Here is a 13,602-nt window from a genome sequence, read left to right as displayed (position 1 = left end):
CGCGGGGGTGGCGCGCGGAGCCGAACGTCGTGGGCACCGGTCCGGTGCACCCGTCAGTTTACGGCGACGGACGCTGGGTGGTTGCCAGGTTGACGGGGCACGTCCATGCCCTGGACGGCATGTGGCGCGCGGGTGGGTCGTCAGGCCTCGGGCCCGCGGGGCAGCCTGACGACGCGCCGCCGGTCGTCCCGCGACCACCAGACGAGGTCGGCGACGGCCCAGGTCGCGGCGCCCAGCCCCGCGAGCACCACGACCACCGTGACGACCGTGACGCTGCCCCCGCCGACCGCCAGGGCGGCGACGATGCTCGCGATCACGACGAGCGCGCAGAACACCGTGACGAGGGGCAGGGCGATGCCGCCGCGCTTGGTCAGCAGCCAGTTCGGCACGTCGGGGTCGACGTGCACGTCGTGTCGTCGCACGGTGCCTCCTCGGCGGGTCGGGTCCCGGCGATCGTAGCCCGAGCACCTTGTACCCTCGGGTGCATGAGCGACCTGCGGCGACCCTGGTTCACCCTGACGAAGACGGGCGCCGTGGTGCCCGCCGTGTTCGAGGTGCTGATCGGCCTCTTCGGCTTCGTCGTCCAGGTGCTCAACATCGCGTCGGGCGTGCCGGTCCAGGCGCTGACCGTGATCATCCTCGTCGTGGCCCTGCTGCTGATCGCACAGGGCGTCGCCGACCTGGTCTGGTGGAGCAAGGACGGCCGTCGGGCCAGGGCCCGCCAGGTCTGACCCGACGCCGGCCCACCCTGCCCGTGCCGCCCCGCCCGCGCCGCCTCGACGGCGGCGGTCAGGCGGACGCCGCCGGCCGGGGCCGACGCAGTCGGTGCGTCGCGAGCAGCACGACGACGACCACGCCCACCCCGATCGCGGTGTCGGCCGTGCGGGCCGCCACGAGGGCGCCCACGTCGACCGGCGTGCCGCCGAGGGCGCGCATGCCGAGGGCCATCGGCGTGATGAACACGAGCGCGAGACCGTAGTTGCGGACGATCAGCAGCTCGGTCGCGAACTGCAGCACCCCGAAGGCGACGATCAGGGCGGCGACGCCCGGCTGCCAGGCGAGCAGCAGGGCGGCGAGGCCCACCCCGACGAGGGTGCCGAGGAGGCGGTGGCCGGCCCGCACGAGCTGCCCCGCGGTCGCGGTCCCCACCACGGGCACCACGGCCGACACCATCGCCCAGTACGGGCTCTGCACGCCGAGCGCCACGCTGAGCGACCCGGCCGCGATCGAGGCCACCAGGCAGACGGCGGCGTGGACGAGCGTCCGTCGGCCGTCCAGGGGTCTCGGCCCGCGCCTCCAGCGACGACCCTCGGCGGTGGCGAGCGCCCGGCGGCCGGCGGGCAGCAGGGCTCCCGCGAGCGAGGCGAGCAGCGCGACGGCGAGGCTCGCCGGGGCGACGACCGCGGCCACGCCGACGGTCGAGGCGGTCGCGGGGACGAACGCCGTCACGCCGAGGCCGAAGACGAAGAAGAGCGGGCCGGGTGGGCTCCAGCGGCGCAGGTCCGACACGGCGGAAGCCAGGCCGGCCACGAGGCCGATCGCGATGACGGCCACCACCACCGGGGCGCCCGACGCCGCCAGGACCGTGCCCAGCACGACGCACGCGACCAGGCCGAGCCCCGCCTCGAGTTGCATCTCGAGGCGCTGGAACCTCGGCAGGCCGCGACCGAACGCCGAGGCGAAGGCCCCGAAGACCGCGTAGGGCGTCCACTCGACGTGACCGATCAGGGCGAGCACGACCATCGGCACGAGCACCGAGACGGCGACGCGTGCCGCGGGGCGGTGGGCTCCGTCGTGCGGACCGAGGCGGACGAGGTCTCGCGGATGCGGCAGCAGACGGTGGGCGGGGGCGGTGGTCGTGATGGCGGGTCCTCCGGTCGACGGGGCGTGGGCGCTCGTCGTCGAACTGCTTCACGGGTGAATGATCTGCATCCACTTTACCCGTGAAGCATCGGTACTCTCAAGGCATGAGCGACCACGGCCCGCGCGATGCGATCGACGACGTCCACGACCGGTGGCGCGAGCTGCGCCCCGACCTCGACGTCTCGGCGATCCCCGTCGTCGGTCGGGTCAACCGACTCGCCCGCATCGTGCAGCGCCGCAGCGACGACCTGCTCGCCGAGTTCGGCCTGGGGCGTGCCGACTTCGACCTGCTCGCCGCCCTGACCCGACGCGACGCCCCGACGACCCCCACGCAGCTCGCCGACGAGACGCTGCTGTCGCCGCCGGCCGTCACGAAGCGCGTCAAGGGCCTGCTCGCGGCCGGCCTCGTCGACCGGTCGGCTAACCCCGACGACCACCGGGGCTACTTCGTCGCCCCCACCGCCACCGGCCGCCGGCTGATCGACCGGGTGCTCGAGGTCCAGCTCGCCGACGAACGGGCGATGCTCACCGCCCTGCCCGAGGAGGCGCGCACGGCCGTCGCGGACGGCCTGCGTCACCTGCTCGTCGCCCTCGAGGGCTGAGCGGGGCCGGACCGGTGCGATCGGGCCGCGTCGTGGGGGGAAGAGAGCCGGCCACGGGACTCGAACCCGTAACCTTCCGATTACAAGTCGGATGCGCTACCAATTGCGCCAGGCCGGCGGAGCGTGCCCATCTTACCCAGGCCGCGCCTCCCGCCCCGGCGCGAAGGGTGCGGCCGGTGCAGGATTGGCGCTCCGAGGGCGAGAAGTGGTGAAGTAGACGGAGCGCACCGCGCCCGTTCGACGCACCGACCTGAGGAGCCCCCCTTGTCCACGATCTTGACCGCGCTCGGTTCGCTCGCCCTGCTCCTCGTCAGCTTCGCCCTGTTCGCCTACTCGTTCGGCACCGGCGAGCCCAACGCCTTCGTCTTCTTCGCGGGCATCGTGCTGATGACCGGGTCGTTCTGGCTGCCCATCACGGTCATCGGCAACAGCCACAAGACCTGGTGACCGGGTCGGCGTCCCGCACGGGGGCACCGACGCGCCGGGGTCACCTCACGACGACGGCGTGCTGACGAACCGTTCGGGGTCGAGCAGCTTGCGCGGCTTGCCCTCGTCGTCGTCGCGACCGCCCACGTAGAGCCAGCCCAGCAGCTGCTCGCCGTCGCGCAGGCCGTGCGCCGCGGCCACCTCGGGCGTGCGGGTCCACACGCCGGTGCGCCAGAAGACGCCCCAGCCCTCGTCGTCGAGCACGAGCGACAGCAGGTGGGCGACGCCCGAGGCCACGGATTCTTGCTCCCAGTACGGCACCTTGCGGCTCTCGCGCGGAGACACGACGACCGCGACGATCAGCGGGGCCCGCAACGCCTTCTGGGTCAGCTTGTCGCGGGCGTGCCCCTCGGCCCCGCTCGCCTCGGCGAGGGACCGACCGACGATCATGCGGTCGTCGCCCCGGAACTCGAGCAGGCGCCAGGGGCGCAGCTCGGAGTGGTCGGCCACCGTCGCCGCCGACCGCACGGCGTCGAGCAGCTGCTCGTGCGTCGGCGCGACGTCGGTGACCTTCGACCGCGACCGACGACGCCGGGCGGCGTCGGCGACGGTGCTCACTACTCGGCGGCCTTGAAGTCGAGCGAGATGCTGTTCATGCAGTAACGGTCGCCGGTGGGCGTGCCGAAGCCGTCGGGGAACACGTGGCCCAGGTGCGAGCCGCAGTTCGCGCAACGCACCTCGGTGCGGGTCATGCCGAGGCTGTTGTCGTCGATCAGCTGCACGGCCTCGGGGTTCACCGACTCGTAGAAGCTGGGCCACCCGCACCCGCTGTCGAACTTGGTGCCGCTCTTGAACAGCTCGGCGCCGCAGGCGGCACACGCGTAGGTGCCGGCACGGCTCTCGTCGAGCAGCTCGCCGGTCCAGGGACGCTCGGTGGCGGCCTCACGCAGGACGGAGTACTGGTCGGCGTCGAGCTCCTCGCGCCACTGCTCGTCGGTCTTCTCGATCTTGTACGCCACGATGATCTCCTCGCTTGTCGGGACTCCTCATCCAACACGATCCGGCGTCGCGCGATTCCCGGCGCCCACCGGGCTGCCAGACTCCGGGGGTGAGCACCTCCGAGCGCTTCCTGGCCGCTGCCCTCGCCTTCGAGCGCGAGGGCTCGCCCTCGCAGGCCTCCCTGGCCCGGGGCGTCGCCGGCGACCCGGTGGCGCTCGCCGTCGTCGACCGGGCCGAGGAGGCGCGGCGCCAGCCCGTCCTCGTCCTCGCGGTCTGTCGGTGGCTGGGCGCGCCGCCCGGGCCCTGGTCGACGCTGCGGCCCTGGTTGCTCGCCCGCTCCGACGACGTCGTGGCCGAACTCGGCCGGCGCCTCACCCAGACCAACGACGTGAGGCGCTGCGCCCCGCTGTCGATCGCGCTGGCCCGGGTGCCGGGCCCCGTCGCGCTGCTCGAGGTCGGTGCCTCGGCGGGGCTCTGCCTCGGCGTCGACCGGTACGGCTACCGCTCGGGCGACCACGCCTGGGGCGACCCGTCGAGCACGGTGCAGCTCGCGATCGACGTCGTCGCCGGGGTCGACGCGCCGCCGCTCCCCGAGGGGCAGCTGCCCGAGGTCGTCTGGCGGGCGGGGCTCGACCTCGACCCCGTGGACGTCGACGACGCGCAGCAGGTCGCGTGGCTCGAGACGCTCCTGCCGCCCGAGCGCGGCGACCGGCACGACCTGCTCGGGCGGGCGGTGGCGCTCGCCCGCACCGCGCCTCCTCGGCTCGTCACGGCGGACGCCGTCGACGGCCTCGTCGCCCTCGCCGCCGAGGCGCCGCAGGGGGCGACGCTCGTCGTCGTGTCGACGGGCACGCTCGTCTACCTGCCGGGGCGGAGACGACAGGCCTTCGTCGACGAGGTCGGTCGGCTGGGCGCACGGTGGATCTCGTACGAGCGGCGCGACCTGCTGGCCGACGTCGTCGCCGAGGTGCCGCCGGGCGTGCCGGCCGAGGACGCCTTCGCCGCACTCGCGCTGGACGGGCGGGCGATCGGCGTCGGCGACGCGCACGGGACGCGCCTGCACCTCGTGTCGTGAGCCCCGTGGGTTGCCGGACCACGCGCCCGGCCTCCGCGATCGGCCACGGAGCCGCCCCTAGGATGGCCCGGAACCGAGGGGAGGGCCGCGACGATGGACGAGAACGCGACGGGTGACGACGTGCGCGCGAGCGTGCTGTCCGAGCGTGACCGCGCCGTCCTCGACTTCGAACAGCGCGCTCCGGCGGCGGCCGGTGCCCGCGAGGCCGCGATCCGGCGCGAGCTGGGCCTCGGGGCCGTCCGCTACCAGCAGTTGCTCAACTCGCTCATAGACCGACCGGCTGCACTGGCCTACGCTCCCATGCTCGTCGGCCGCCTGCAGCGGCTGCGAGCTGCCCGCCGCGACGCCCGGGCGACCCGTTCGTTCGGTCCGACCCACTGATCCACGAGAGACCCACGCATGCCTGCATTCGACCGAGACCGGTTCGACGACGTCCCCGCCGACCTCGACCGCGTCGGGGCGCACCGGGCCGTGAAGCGCCCGGGCGGCGGCTGGATCGCCTTCGCCTGGGCCGCCCTGGCGACCGGCGTGCTGGTGGGGGCCGGGGTCGTCTACCTCGGCGTCGCCAACGACAGCTTCCAGTTCGTCAACCCCTCGTCGTCGAGCACGGCCGAGGCCGGGGCTGCCGAGACCGACACGGCCACCTCGACGCCCACCCCGTCGGCCAGCGAGTCGGTCGCACCGCTCACCGACCCGTCGCAGGTCGACCCCGCGGTCACCGTCACCGTCCTGAACGGCACGGCCACGGCGGGCCTCGCCGGAGCCGCCTCGGAGCGCCTCGAGGCCGAGGGCTGGGTCGTCGGCACGCAGGGCAACGCGAGCGAGCGGGTCTCGACCTCGACCGTCTACTACTCGTCGGCCGCCGACGAGGCCGTGGCGCTCGGGTTGGCCCAGCAGCTCGGCATCGCGGACGTCGAGCTGACCGACGCCTTCCCCGGCGCCTCGGTCACGATCGTCCTCGGGGCCGACTACAGCGCCTGACGACGGGCCGTCGAGGCGGCCCACCCGAGGAGGCGCGGGTGCCGTCGGGCCCTCGCCGCGCCTCCGGTGTTACGCCCGTGTTTAATCACGGGTTGATTCCTCATCTTTTGCGGGTGTTTCTCGGATCACCTGTTCATCTCGGCTTTTCTCGCCGCTAGCATCTGGGATTGGTCGCCCCTCACGGCTCGCCGACCTGGTGTTCTGCACGAGTGACGCTGTCCCGTCCGGGTGCGCAGGTCACTGCGTCGACGACCCGGCCCGGCAACACCGCACGTGCCGTACGTACACAGCAAGGGGAGCGACACCATGGCAAACGGGACCGTCAAGTGGTTCAACGCGGAGAAGGGCTACGGCTTCATCACCGTCGAGGAGGGCGGCCAGGACGTCTTCGTGCACTACTCGGCCATCGACATGAGCGGGTACAAGGTCCTCGAAGAGGGCCAGGCCGTCGTCTTCGAGGTCGGCACGGGCGACAAGGGCCCCCAGGCGGAGTCCGTCCGACTCGCCTGAACCCCGTCGGCGCGCCCCGACGCGTCGACACCCGCCGAGCACGCCGTCACGGTCCGTCGTGGCGGCGTGCTCGCGTCCGCGGGCCCCGGAACGTCACTTGCACTCTCATCGGGCGAGTGCCAGAATCGTTGCTGGCACTCGCGACACGTGAGTGCCAATGCTTCTGCTTCATGACGTCCGGGAGGGACGAAAAACACACATGGCTAAGATCATTGCTTTTGACGAAGAGGCCCGGCGCGGCCTCGAGCGTGGCCTGAACATCCTGGCCGACGCGGTGAAGGTCACGCTCGGCCCGCGTGGTCGCAACGTCGTGCTCGAGAAGAAGTGGGGCGCCCCCACCATCACGAACGACGGCGTCTCCATCGCGAAGGAGATCGAGCTCGACGACCCGTTCGAGAAGATCGGTGCCGAGCTCGTCAAAGAGGTCGCGAAGAAGACCGACGACGTCGCCGGTGACGGCACGACCACCGCGACGGTGCTGGCCCAGGCCCTCGTCCGCGAAGGCCTGCGCAACGTCGCGGCCGGCGCCGACCCCATCTCGCTGAAGCGCGGCATCGAGAAGGCCGCCCAGGCCGTCTCCGACCAGCTGCTCGCCGACGCGAAGGACATCGAGACCAAGGAGCAGATCGCCGCCACGGCGTCGATCTCGGCCGCCGACCCCACCATCGGCGCGCTCATCGCCGAGGCCATCGACAAGGTCGGCAAAGAGGGCGTCGTCACCGTCGAGGAGAGCAACACCTTCGGCACCGAGCTCGAGCTCACCGAGGGCATGCGCTTCGACAAGGGCTACCTGTCGCAGTACTTCGTCACCGACCCCGAGCGCCAGGAGGCCGTCTTCGAGGACGCCTACGTGCTCATCGTCAACTCGAAGATCTCGAACATCAAGGACCTCCTGCCGATCGTCGACAAGGTCATCCAGTCGGGCAAGCAGCTGCTGATCATCGCGGAAGACGTCGACGGCGAGGCCCTGGCCACGCTGGTCGTCAACAAGATCCGCGGCATCTTCAAGTCGGTCGCCGTCAAGGCCCCCGGCTTCGGCGACCGTCGCAAGGCCCAGCTGCAGGACATCGCGATCCTCACCGGTGGTCAGGTCATCGCCGAAGAGGTCGGTCTCAAGCTCGAGAACGCCACGCTCGACCTGCTCGGCCGTGCCCGCAAGGTCATCATCACCAAGGACGAGACGACCATCGTCGAGGGTGCCGGCGACGACGAGCAGATCGCCGGCCGCGTCCGTCAGATCCGCAGCGAGATCGAGGCGACCGACAGCGACTACGACCGCGAGAAGCTCCAGGAGCGCCTCGCGAAGCTCGCCGGCGGCGTGGCCGTCATCAAGGCGGGTGCCGCGACCGAGGTCGAGCTGAAGGAGCGCAAGCACCGCATCGAGGACGCCGTCCGCAACGCGAAGGCTGCCGTCGAAGAGGGCATCGTCGCCGGTGGTGGCGTCGCCCTCATCCAGGCCGGCAAGACCGCCCTGGCGAACCTGCAGCTCGAGGGCGACGAGGCGACGGGTGCGAACATCGTCCGCGTCGCGATCGACGCTCCGCTGAAGCAGATCGCCTTCAACGCGGGCATGGAGCCCGGCGTCGTCGCCGACAAGGTCCGCGGGCTCGACATCGGCTGGGGCCTCAACGCCGCGACCGGCGAGTACGTCGACATGCTGGCCGCCGGCATCATCGACCCCGCCAAGGTCACGCGTTCGGCTCTGCAGAACGCCGCGTCGATCGCCGGTCTGTTCCTCACGACCGAGGCCGTCGTCGCCGACAAGCCCGAGAAGAACCCGGCCCCGGCCGGCGACCCCTCGGGTGGCATGGACTTCTAGTCCGCACCGTCCGGCTCGCGCCGGGCACACGCACAAGGGCGGCTCCCCCTCGGGGGAGCCGCCCTTCGGCGTTCCGGGTGTGCGGTGTCGGCGGGTGGCCCGGATGCGCGACGCCGTGGGGTGGCCCGGATGCGCGACGCCGCGGGGAGACCCGGGTGCGACGTCCCGCCCTCCCGGTCCGACCCTCGCGTCCGGCGGTGGGCGATGTGCCTAGGCAGGGGTTCTGCGCCGACTGAGGGGGTGGGTCGGTGGGTGCGGGGTCGCGCCCCCGTGTTCGGCGGCGAGCGATGTGCCTAGGCAGGGGTTCTGCGCCGGTCGAGGGGGTCGGCCGACGGGGCGAGCCGGGCCAGCTGCGAGATGCCGAGCCGCGAGATGCCGCGCGGCGAGCCGACTCGCAGTCAGGCGGTCGCGCTCGCGGTGACCGGTTCGGCGGGGGTGGAGACGTCGGCGGGCATGAGGGGCAGGGCGACGCGGAAGGTCGCTCCGCCGCCCGGGGTGTCGCCGACGTCGACCGAGCCGCCGTGGGCTGCGACGATGCCCGAGACGATTGCGAGGCCGAGACCGCTGCCGCCGGTGTCGCGGGTGCGCGACGAGTCGGCGCGCCAGAAGCGCTGGAAGATCTTCTCGCGGATCTGCGGCGGGATGCCCTCGCCGTGGTCGACGATGGCGACGGTGGCGACGCCGCGCGACGGGTCGGACTGCACGACAAGTTCGATCGGGCTGTCGTGTTCGGTGAAGCGCATCGCGTTGCCCATCAGGTTGGTGATCACCTGGCGGATCTTGTTCTCTTCACCGAGCACGATCGCCGGCGCCTCGAACCTCTGCACCTCGTCCTGCAGCTGGGCGGCGGTGGCGGTGTCGCCGTTGCGCACGGCCCGGGCCCGCAGGCTCCGGAGGCGCGCGAGGGTCGCGCCCGCGAACGAGATCGGCCCCGTCGCCCCGGGTGCGGCACCCCCGAGTGGCGTGCCCGACGCGGGCGGCGTGGCCGCGGCCGGGGGAGCGGTCTGGGGGAGGCGCCCGTCGGCCGTCGCCTCGTCACCCTCGACCGGTGCCTCGAACGGCGCGACGACCGGTTCGAGCACGATCACGTCGATGTCGCGGTCCGGGTTCGACGCCATCGTGTCGAGGGCCGAGTCGCGGGCGAGCTGCACGAGGTCGACCGGGCCGAGCTCGAGGGGCTTCGACTCGTCGAGGCGGGCCAGGGCGAGCAGGTCTTGCACCAGCACGCCCATGCGGATCGCCTCCTTCTCGATGCGGTCCATGGCTTGGGCGACGTCCTCGGGCTTGGTGAGCGCCCCCATGCGGTAGAGCTCGGCGTACCCGCGCAACGACACGAGGGGCGTGCGCAGCTCGTGGCTCGCGTCGCCGACGAAGCGTCGCATCTGGTCGATCGTCTTGGCCCGGTCGTCGAAGGCGCTGTCGATGCGGCTGAGCATGGTGTTGAGCGACCGGTTGAGGCGGCCCACCTCGGTGTTGGGCGTGGTCGAGTCGAGGCGCTGGGTGAAGTCGCCGTCGGCGAACCGGGCGGCCGTGGCCTCGACGTCGCGCAGCGGGGCGAAGGTCGACGTGACGAGGAGGCGCGTGAGGGCGGCCCCCAGGACGACCACCGAGAGTCCGAAGCCGAGGAAGATGCCGCCGAAGCGCCCGATCGTCGCGTTCGTGCTGGCCAGGTTGGTGCCGGCGACGATCGTCGCCGGCACGAGGGACACGGTGCCCTGGGCGTCGGTCGACTGCAGCTGCGTGGGGTGGGCGTAGAGGCGCCACTCGTTGTCGCGACTGGTGCTGTACCGGATGAACGCCTCGTCCATCGGGGCACCCGAGACGCCCAGTCCCGTCAGCACGGGGGCGTCCGTCGAGCTCGAGAGCTGGCTGCGGGTGTCGCAGATCAGGTCGCCGTCGGCGTCCAGGATGGCCACGTAGCTGCTGGTCAGGCCGCCGAAGTTCACGGTGCACGACCGGGAGTCGGACGCGTCGATCAACGCGCCGTTCAGGTTGCGGGCCGAGTTCTCGAGCGAGGTGTCGACCTGCCCCATCAGGTAGGTGCTGAGCACGGTCATCGTGCCGAGGCCGGCGACGACGAGGCCGAGGGTGACCAGGGTCACCGTGATGCCGGTGATCTTGGTGCGGATGGAGATCTCGTTCCACCACTGCGAGAGGCGTGCGTGCATGGGGTCAGACGTTAGCGGAGCCGGCTGGGGGTCGACACGACGATGCCCGACCGCACGGGGCGGTCGGGCATCGTCGGTCGACGCGTGTCGGGCGAGGGCCGGTCAGGCCTTCGAGGCCTTGAGCATGTAGCCGAAGCCGCGCTTGGTCTGGATGATCGGCTCGGTCGAGAACTGGTCGAGCTTGCGACGCAGGTACGAGATGTAGCTCTCGACGATGCCGGCGTCGCCGTTGAAGTCGTACTCCCACACGTGGTCGAGGATCTGGGCCTTGGACAGCACCCGGTTGGGGTTCAGCATGAGGTACCGCAGCAGCTTGAACTCGGTGGGGCTGAGCTCGATCGCCGTCTCGCCGATGGTGACCTCGTGGGTGTCCTGGTCCATGGTGAGTTCGCCGGCGCGGATGATCGCGTCTTCGTCCTCGTTCATGGTGCGACGGAGGATGGCCTTGATGCGGGCCACGATCTCGTCGAGGCTGAACGGCTTGGTGACGTAGTCGTCGCCGCCGACGGTCAGGCCGGTGATCTTGTCCTCCGTGTCGTCCTTCGCCGTCAGGAAGAGGATCGGCGACGTGTAACCCGACGACCGCAGTCGCTTGGTCACGCCGAACCCGTTCATGTCGGGGAGCATCACGTCGAGGATGATCAGGTCGGGTTCTTCTTCGAGGACCGCCGAGATCGCCTGGGCCCCGTTGCCGACCGCGCGCACGGCGAAACCGGCGAAGCGCAGGCTGGTGGTCAACAGGTCGCGGATGTTCGGTTCGTCGTCGACGATCAGGATCTTGGGGCCGTCACTCATGCGCCCAATCATCTGCGCGCCTCCTCGGTGTTTCCTGTGAGCAGGAGGCACGTCTCCCGCGAGCAGGCGGAGCGTCGGCCCTCAGGCGGCCGAGACCCGCAGCTGGCCGAGACCTCGTCCGGCCGGGACGCCCGGCGGCCGTCGGGGTCAGGAGTCGGGGCCGGCCCACTCGACGTTCGGCACCAGGGCGACGCGCGTCGTGAGCTCGAGCAGCTCGTCGGGCACCGCCAAGGTGAAGTCGACGCCCTCGCGCCGCTCGAGCACGGCGGTGTAGCCCGAGACACGGGTGATCTGCCACCCGGGGAACTCCTCGACCGAGGCTGCGACGACCTGGGCCTCGGAGGCGTCGTCGGTGGCGCCGATCGCGCTCAGGCCGGCGAACAGGTGATCCTTCACCGGCGAGCCGGCGAGCAGGTCGCTGCGCTCGATGACCTCGGGGTCGGGGCTCCAGGTCACGACGCTGAGGGTCGCGCCCGCGTGCAGCCCGCCCTGCACCTCGTACGTGCGCGCGACCGAGACGACCACCGAGGGGTCCCACTCGGCGAAGCGGGCGACCTGACCGCGGAACTCCATGGCGTCGTGGTCGAGCGAGGCCACGAGGGGGCCGAACGTCGCGAACGGCGCCTGGTCGGCGGCGAAGACCCGGCGCAGGCTGTCACGCCAGAGCTCGTCGTCGCCCAGGGGCAGGTCGGTGGCCCCTCCGTCGCTCACGCCGCGACCACCGGCGAGTCGAGGATCGTGTAGCTGTAGCCCTGCTCGGCCAGGAAGCGCTGACGGTTCTGGGCGAAGTCCTGGTCGACCGTGTCACGGCTGACGAGCGTGTAGAACGACGCGGGCAGCCCGGACTTCTTCGGCCGCAGCAGTCGGCCGAGTCGCTGGGCTTCTTCCTGCCGCGAACCGTACGAGCCGCTGACCTGGATCGCCACGGTCGCCTCGGGCAGGTCGACCGAGAAGTTCGCGACCTTCGAGACGACGAGCACCTTGAGGTCGCCGTCGCGGAACTGCTGGTAGAGCCGTTCGCGCTCGTCGACGGGCGTGCTGCCGGTGAGCGTCGGGGCGTCGAGCACCTCGGCGAGCTCGTCGAGCTGGTCGAGGTACTGGCCGATGACGAGGATCTGCTCGCCGTCGTGCCGCGCCACGAGGTGCTTGACCACGTCGAGCTTCGCCGGGGCCGTCGCGGCCAGCCGGTAGCGCTCGTCGTCGGGCGACGCGGCGTACTCGAGCCGCGCCTCCTGCGGCAGGTCGACCCGCACCTCGTAGCACGAGGCCGGCGAGATGAAGCCCTGGGCCTCGATCTCCTTCCACGGGGCGTCGAAGCGCTTGGGGCCGATCAGGCTGAAGACGTCGCTCTCGCGGCCGTCCTCGCGGACCAGGGTCGCGGTCAGGCCGAGCCGACGGCGGGCCTGCAGCTCGGCCGTGAGCTTGAAGACGGGCGCGGGCAGCAGGTGCACCTCGTCGTAGACCACGAGGCCCCAGTCGAGCGCGTCGAGCAGCGAGAGGTGCGTGTACTTGCCGCCGCGGCGAGCGGTGAGGATCTGGTAGGTCGCGATGGTGACCGGCTTGACCTCTTTCACCGAGCCCGAGTACTCGCCGATCTCGTCCTCGGTCAACGAGGTGCGCTTGAGCAGCTCGTCGCGCCACTGCCGTGCCGAGACGGTGTTGGTGACGAGGATCAGCGTCGTGGTGCCGGCCGCCGCCATGGCCCCGGCGCCGACGAGGGTCTTGCCCGCGCCGCAGGGTAGGACGACGACGCCCGAACCGCCCTCGAAGAAGTTGTCGATGGCCTTCTGCTGGTAGTCGCGCAGGTGCCAGTCACTCTCGTCGAGGTCGATCGCGTGCGGGGTGCCCGGCGTGTAGCCGGCGTGGTCCTCGGCGGGCCAGCCGAGCTTGACGAGCTGCTGCTTGACCTCGCCACGCGCCCAGGGCAGGAGCTCCCACAGGTCGTCGGCCCGCTTCACGCCGAGCAGCTCGCCGACCTTCTTGGCCCGGGTCACCTCGCTCAGCACCGAGCTGTCGGTGCCGCGCAGCAGCAACTGGTCGCCGTCGCGCTCGATGACGATGCGGCCGTAGCGCGCCACCGTCTCGGCGATGTCGACGCTGACGCTCTGCGGCACGGGGAACTTGCTGTACTTCTCGAGCGTGGCGAGCATGTCGTCGGCGGTGTGCCCGGCGGCTCGGGCGTTCCAGAGACCGAGCCGGGTGATGCGGTAGGTGTGCACGTGCTCGGGCGCGCGCTCGAGCTCGGCGAAGACGCTCAGGTCGTGCCGCGCGTCCTCGGCCTGCTCGTGCGCGACCTCGAGCAGGACGGTGCGATCGCTCTGCACGATCAGGGGTCCGGTCATGAGGGACGAGTCTAGGCGCGCC

The 13,602-nt window shown here is 71.7% G+C and carries 16 protein-coding genes and 1 tRNA gene; 8 read left to right on the top strand and 9 right to left on the bottom strand.

Features of this window, described 5'->3' with window-relative positions; genetic code table 11:
* Nucleotides 1-140: 140 nt before the first annotated feature.
* Complete coding sequence (locus tag ABID81_RS05465) at nucleotides 141-422, bottom strand: hypothetical protein (RefSeq protein ID WP_354593785.1); 282 nt, start codon at nucleotides 420-422, stop codon at nucleotides 141-143.
* 63 nt (nucleotides 423-485) lie between these two features.
* Between ABID81_RS05465 and ABID81_RS05460 the strand changes: the two genes are divergently transcribed.
* Nucleotides 486-731: a hypothetical protein gene (locus ABID81_RS05460; protein WP_354593784.1), complete on the top strand. Its 246-nt coding sequence runs from the start codon at nucleotides 486-488 to the stop codon at nucleotides 729-731.
* A gap of 58 nt (nucleotides 732-789) precedes the next feature.
* On the opposite strand, the gene ABID81_RS05455 is transcribed toward ABID81_RS05460, so the two are convergent.
* On the bottom strand, nucleotides 790-1,743 hold the full coding sequence (locus ABID81_RS05455; protein WP_354593783.1) for an FUSC family protein: 954 nt from the start codon (nucleotides 1,741-1,743) through the stop codon (nucleotides 790-792).
* A gap of 224 nt (nucleotides 1,744-1,967) precedes the next feature.
* On the opposite strand from ABID81_RS05455, the gene ABID81_RS05450 reads away from it, so the two are divergent.
* On the top strand, nucleotides 1,968-2,465 hold the full coding sequence (locus ABID81_RS05450; protein ID WP_354593782.1) for a MarR family winged helix-turn-helix transcriptional regulator: 498 nt from the start codon (nucleotides 1,968-1,970) through the stop codon (nucleotides 2,463-2,465).
* 45 nt (nucleotides 2,466-2,510) lie between these two features.
* Here the strand turns inward: ABID81_RS05450 and ABID81_RS05445 are convergent.
* A tRNA-Thr gene (locus ABID81_RS05445) sits at nucleotides 2,511-2,583 on the bottom strand.
* Between the two features lie 146 nt (nucleotides 2,584-2,729).
* Between ABID81_RS05445 and ABID81_RS05440 the strand changes: the two genes are divergently transcribed.
* Nucleotides 2,730-2,912: a hypothetical protein gene (locus ABID81_RS05440; protein ID WP_354593781.1), complete on the top strand. Its 183-nt coding sequence runs from the start codon at nucleotides 2,730-2,732 to the stop codon at nucleotides 2,910-2,912.
* A 45-nt stretch (nucleotides 2,913-2,957) separates the two neighbouring features.
* Here ABID81_RS05440 and ABID81_RS05435 read toward each other — a convergent pair whose 3' ends face one another.
* A complete protein-coding gene (locus ABID81_RS05435) occupies nucleotides 2,958-3,509 on the bottom strand; it encodes a nitroreductase family protein (protein ID WP_354593780.1) in 552 nt (183 codons plus the stop codon).
* Nucleotides 3,509-3,910: a peptide-methionine (R)-S-oxide reductase MsrB gene (msrB, locus tag ABID81_RS05430; protein WP_354593779.1), complete on the bottom strand. Its 402-nt coding sequence runs from the start codon at nucleotides 3,908-3,910 to the stop codon at nucleotides 3,509-3,511. Before msrB ends, ABID81_RS05435 begins: the two co-directional genes overlap by 1 nt.
* Before the next feature lie 89 nt (nucleotides 3,911-3,999).
* Between msrB and ABID81_RS05425 the strand changes: the two genes are divergently transcribed.
* The 5 genes from ABID81_RS05425 to groL all read left to right on the top strand — a co-directional run bounded on the left by ABID81_RS05425 (nucleotide 4,000) and on the right by groL (nucleotide 8,275).
* Entirely contained in the window at nucleotides 4,000-4,965 is a 966-nt protein-coding gene (locus ABID81_RS05425; RefSeq protein ID WP_354593778.1) for a DUF2332 family protein, read from the top strand.
* Nucleotides 4,966-5,058: 93 nt separating this feature from the next.
* Nucleotides 5,059-5,346, top strand: a complete 288-nt coding sequence (locus ABID81_RS05420; RefSeq protein ID WP_354593777.1) for a DUF3263 domain-containing protein — start codon at nucleotides 5,059-5,061, stop codon at nucleotides 5,344-5,346.
* 18 nt (nucleotides 5,347-5,364) lie between these two features.
* A complete protein-coding gene (locus ABID81_RS05415; protein ID WP_354593776.1) occupies nucleotides 5,365-5,946 on the top strand; it encodes a LytR C-terminal domain-containing protein in 582 nt (193 codons plus the stop codon).
* A gap of 306 nt (nucleotides 5,947-6,252) precedes the next feature.
* Nucleotides 6,253-6,456 (top strand): cold-shock protein, encoded by a 204-nt coding sequence (locus ABID81_RS05410; protein WP_354593775.1) that lies wholly within the window; start codon nucleotides 6,253-6,255, stop codon nucleotides 6,454-6,456.
* Nucleotides 6,457-6,655: 199 nt separating this feature from the next.
* On the top strand, nucleotides 6,656-8,275 hold the full coding sequence (gene groL / locus ABID81_RS05405) for a chaperonin GroEL (RefSeq protein WP_043593524.1): 1,620 nt from the start codon (nucleotides 6,656-6,658) through the stop codon (nucleotides 8,273-8,275).
* Between the two features lie 398 nt (nucleotides 8,276-8,673).
* Here the strand turns inward: groL and ABID81_RS05400 are convergent, their stop codons facing one another.
* The 4 genes from ABID81_RS05400 to ABID81_RS05385 form a co-directional block, all read right to left on the bottom strand.
* A complete protein-coding gene (locus ABID81_RS05400) occupies nucleotides 8,674-10,443 on the bottom strand; it encodes a sensor histidine kinase (protein WP_354593774.1) in 1,770 nt (589 codons plus the stop codon).
* 102 nt (nucleotides 10,444-10,545) lie between these two features.
* On the bottom strand, nucleotides 10,546-11,238 hold the full coding sequence (locus ABID81_RS05395) for a response regulator transcription factor (RefSeq protein ID WP_054146826.1): 693 nt from the start codon (nucleotides 11,236-11,238) through the stop codon (nucleotides 10,546-10,548).
* Nucleotides 11,239-11,385: 147 nt separating this feature from the next.
* On the bottom strand, nucleotides 11,386-11,949 hold the full coding sequence (locus tag ABID81_RS05390; RefSeq protein WP_354593773.1) for a hypothetical protein: 564 nt from the start codon (nucleotides 11,947-11,949) through the stop codon (nucleotides 11,386-11,388).
* Nucleotides 11,946-13,580 carry a DNA repair helicase XPB gene (locus tag ABID81_RS05385; protein WP_354593772.1) on the bottom strand — a complete coding sequence of 545 codons (1,635 nt, stop codon included), beginning with the start codon at nucleotides 13,578-13,580 and terminating at the stop codon, nucleotides 11,946-11,948. Before ABID81_RS05385 ends, ABID81_RS05390 begins: the two co-directional genes overlap by 4 nt.
* Nucleotides 13,581-13,602: the final 22 nt, after the last annotated feature.

Source organism: Frigoribacterium sp. PvP054 (assembly GCF_040547465.1).
GTDB lineage: Bacteria > Actinomycetota > Actinomycetes > Actinomycetales > Microbacteriaceae > Frigoribacterium.
The sequence above is the reverse complement of the archived record's forward strand: the minus strand, read 5'-3'. Positions and strand labels throughout refer to the sequence as shown.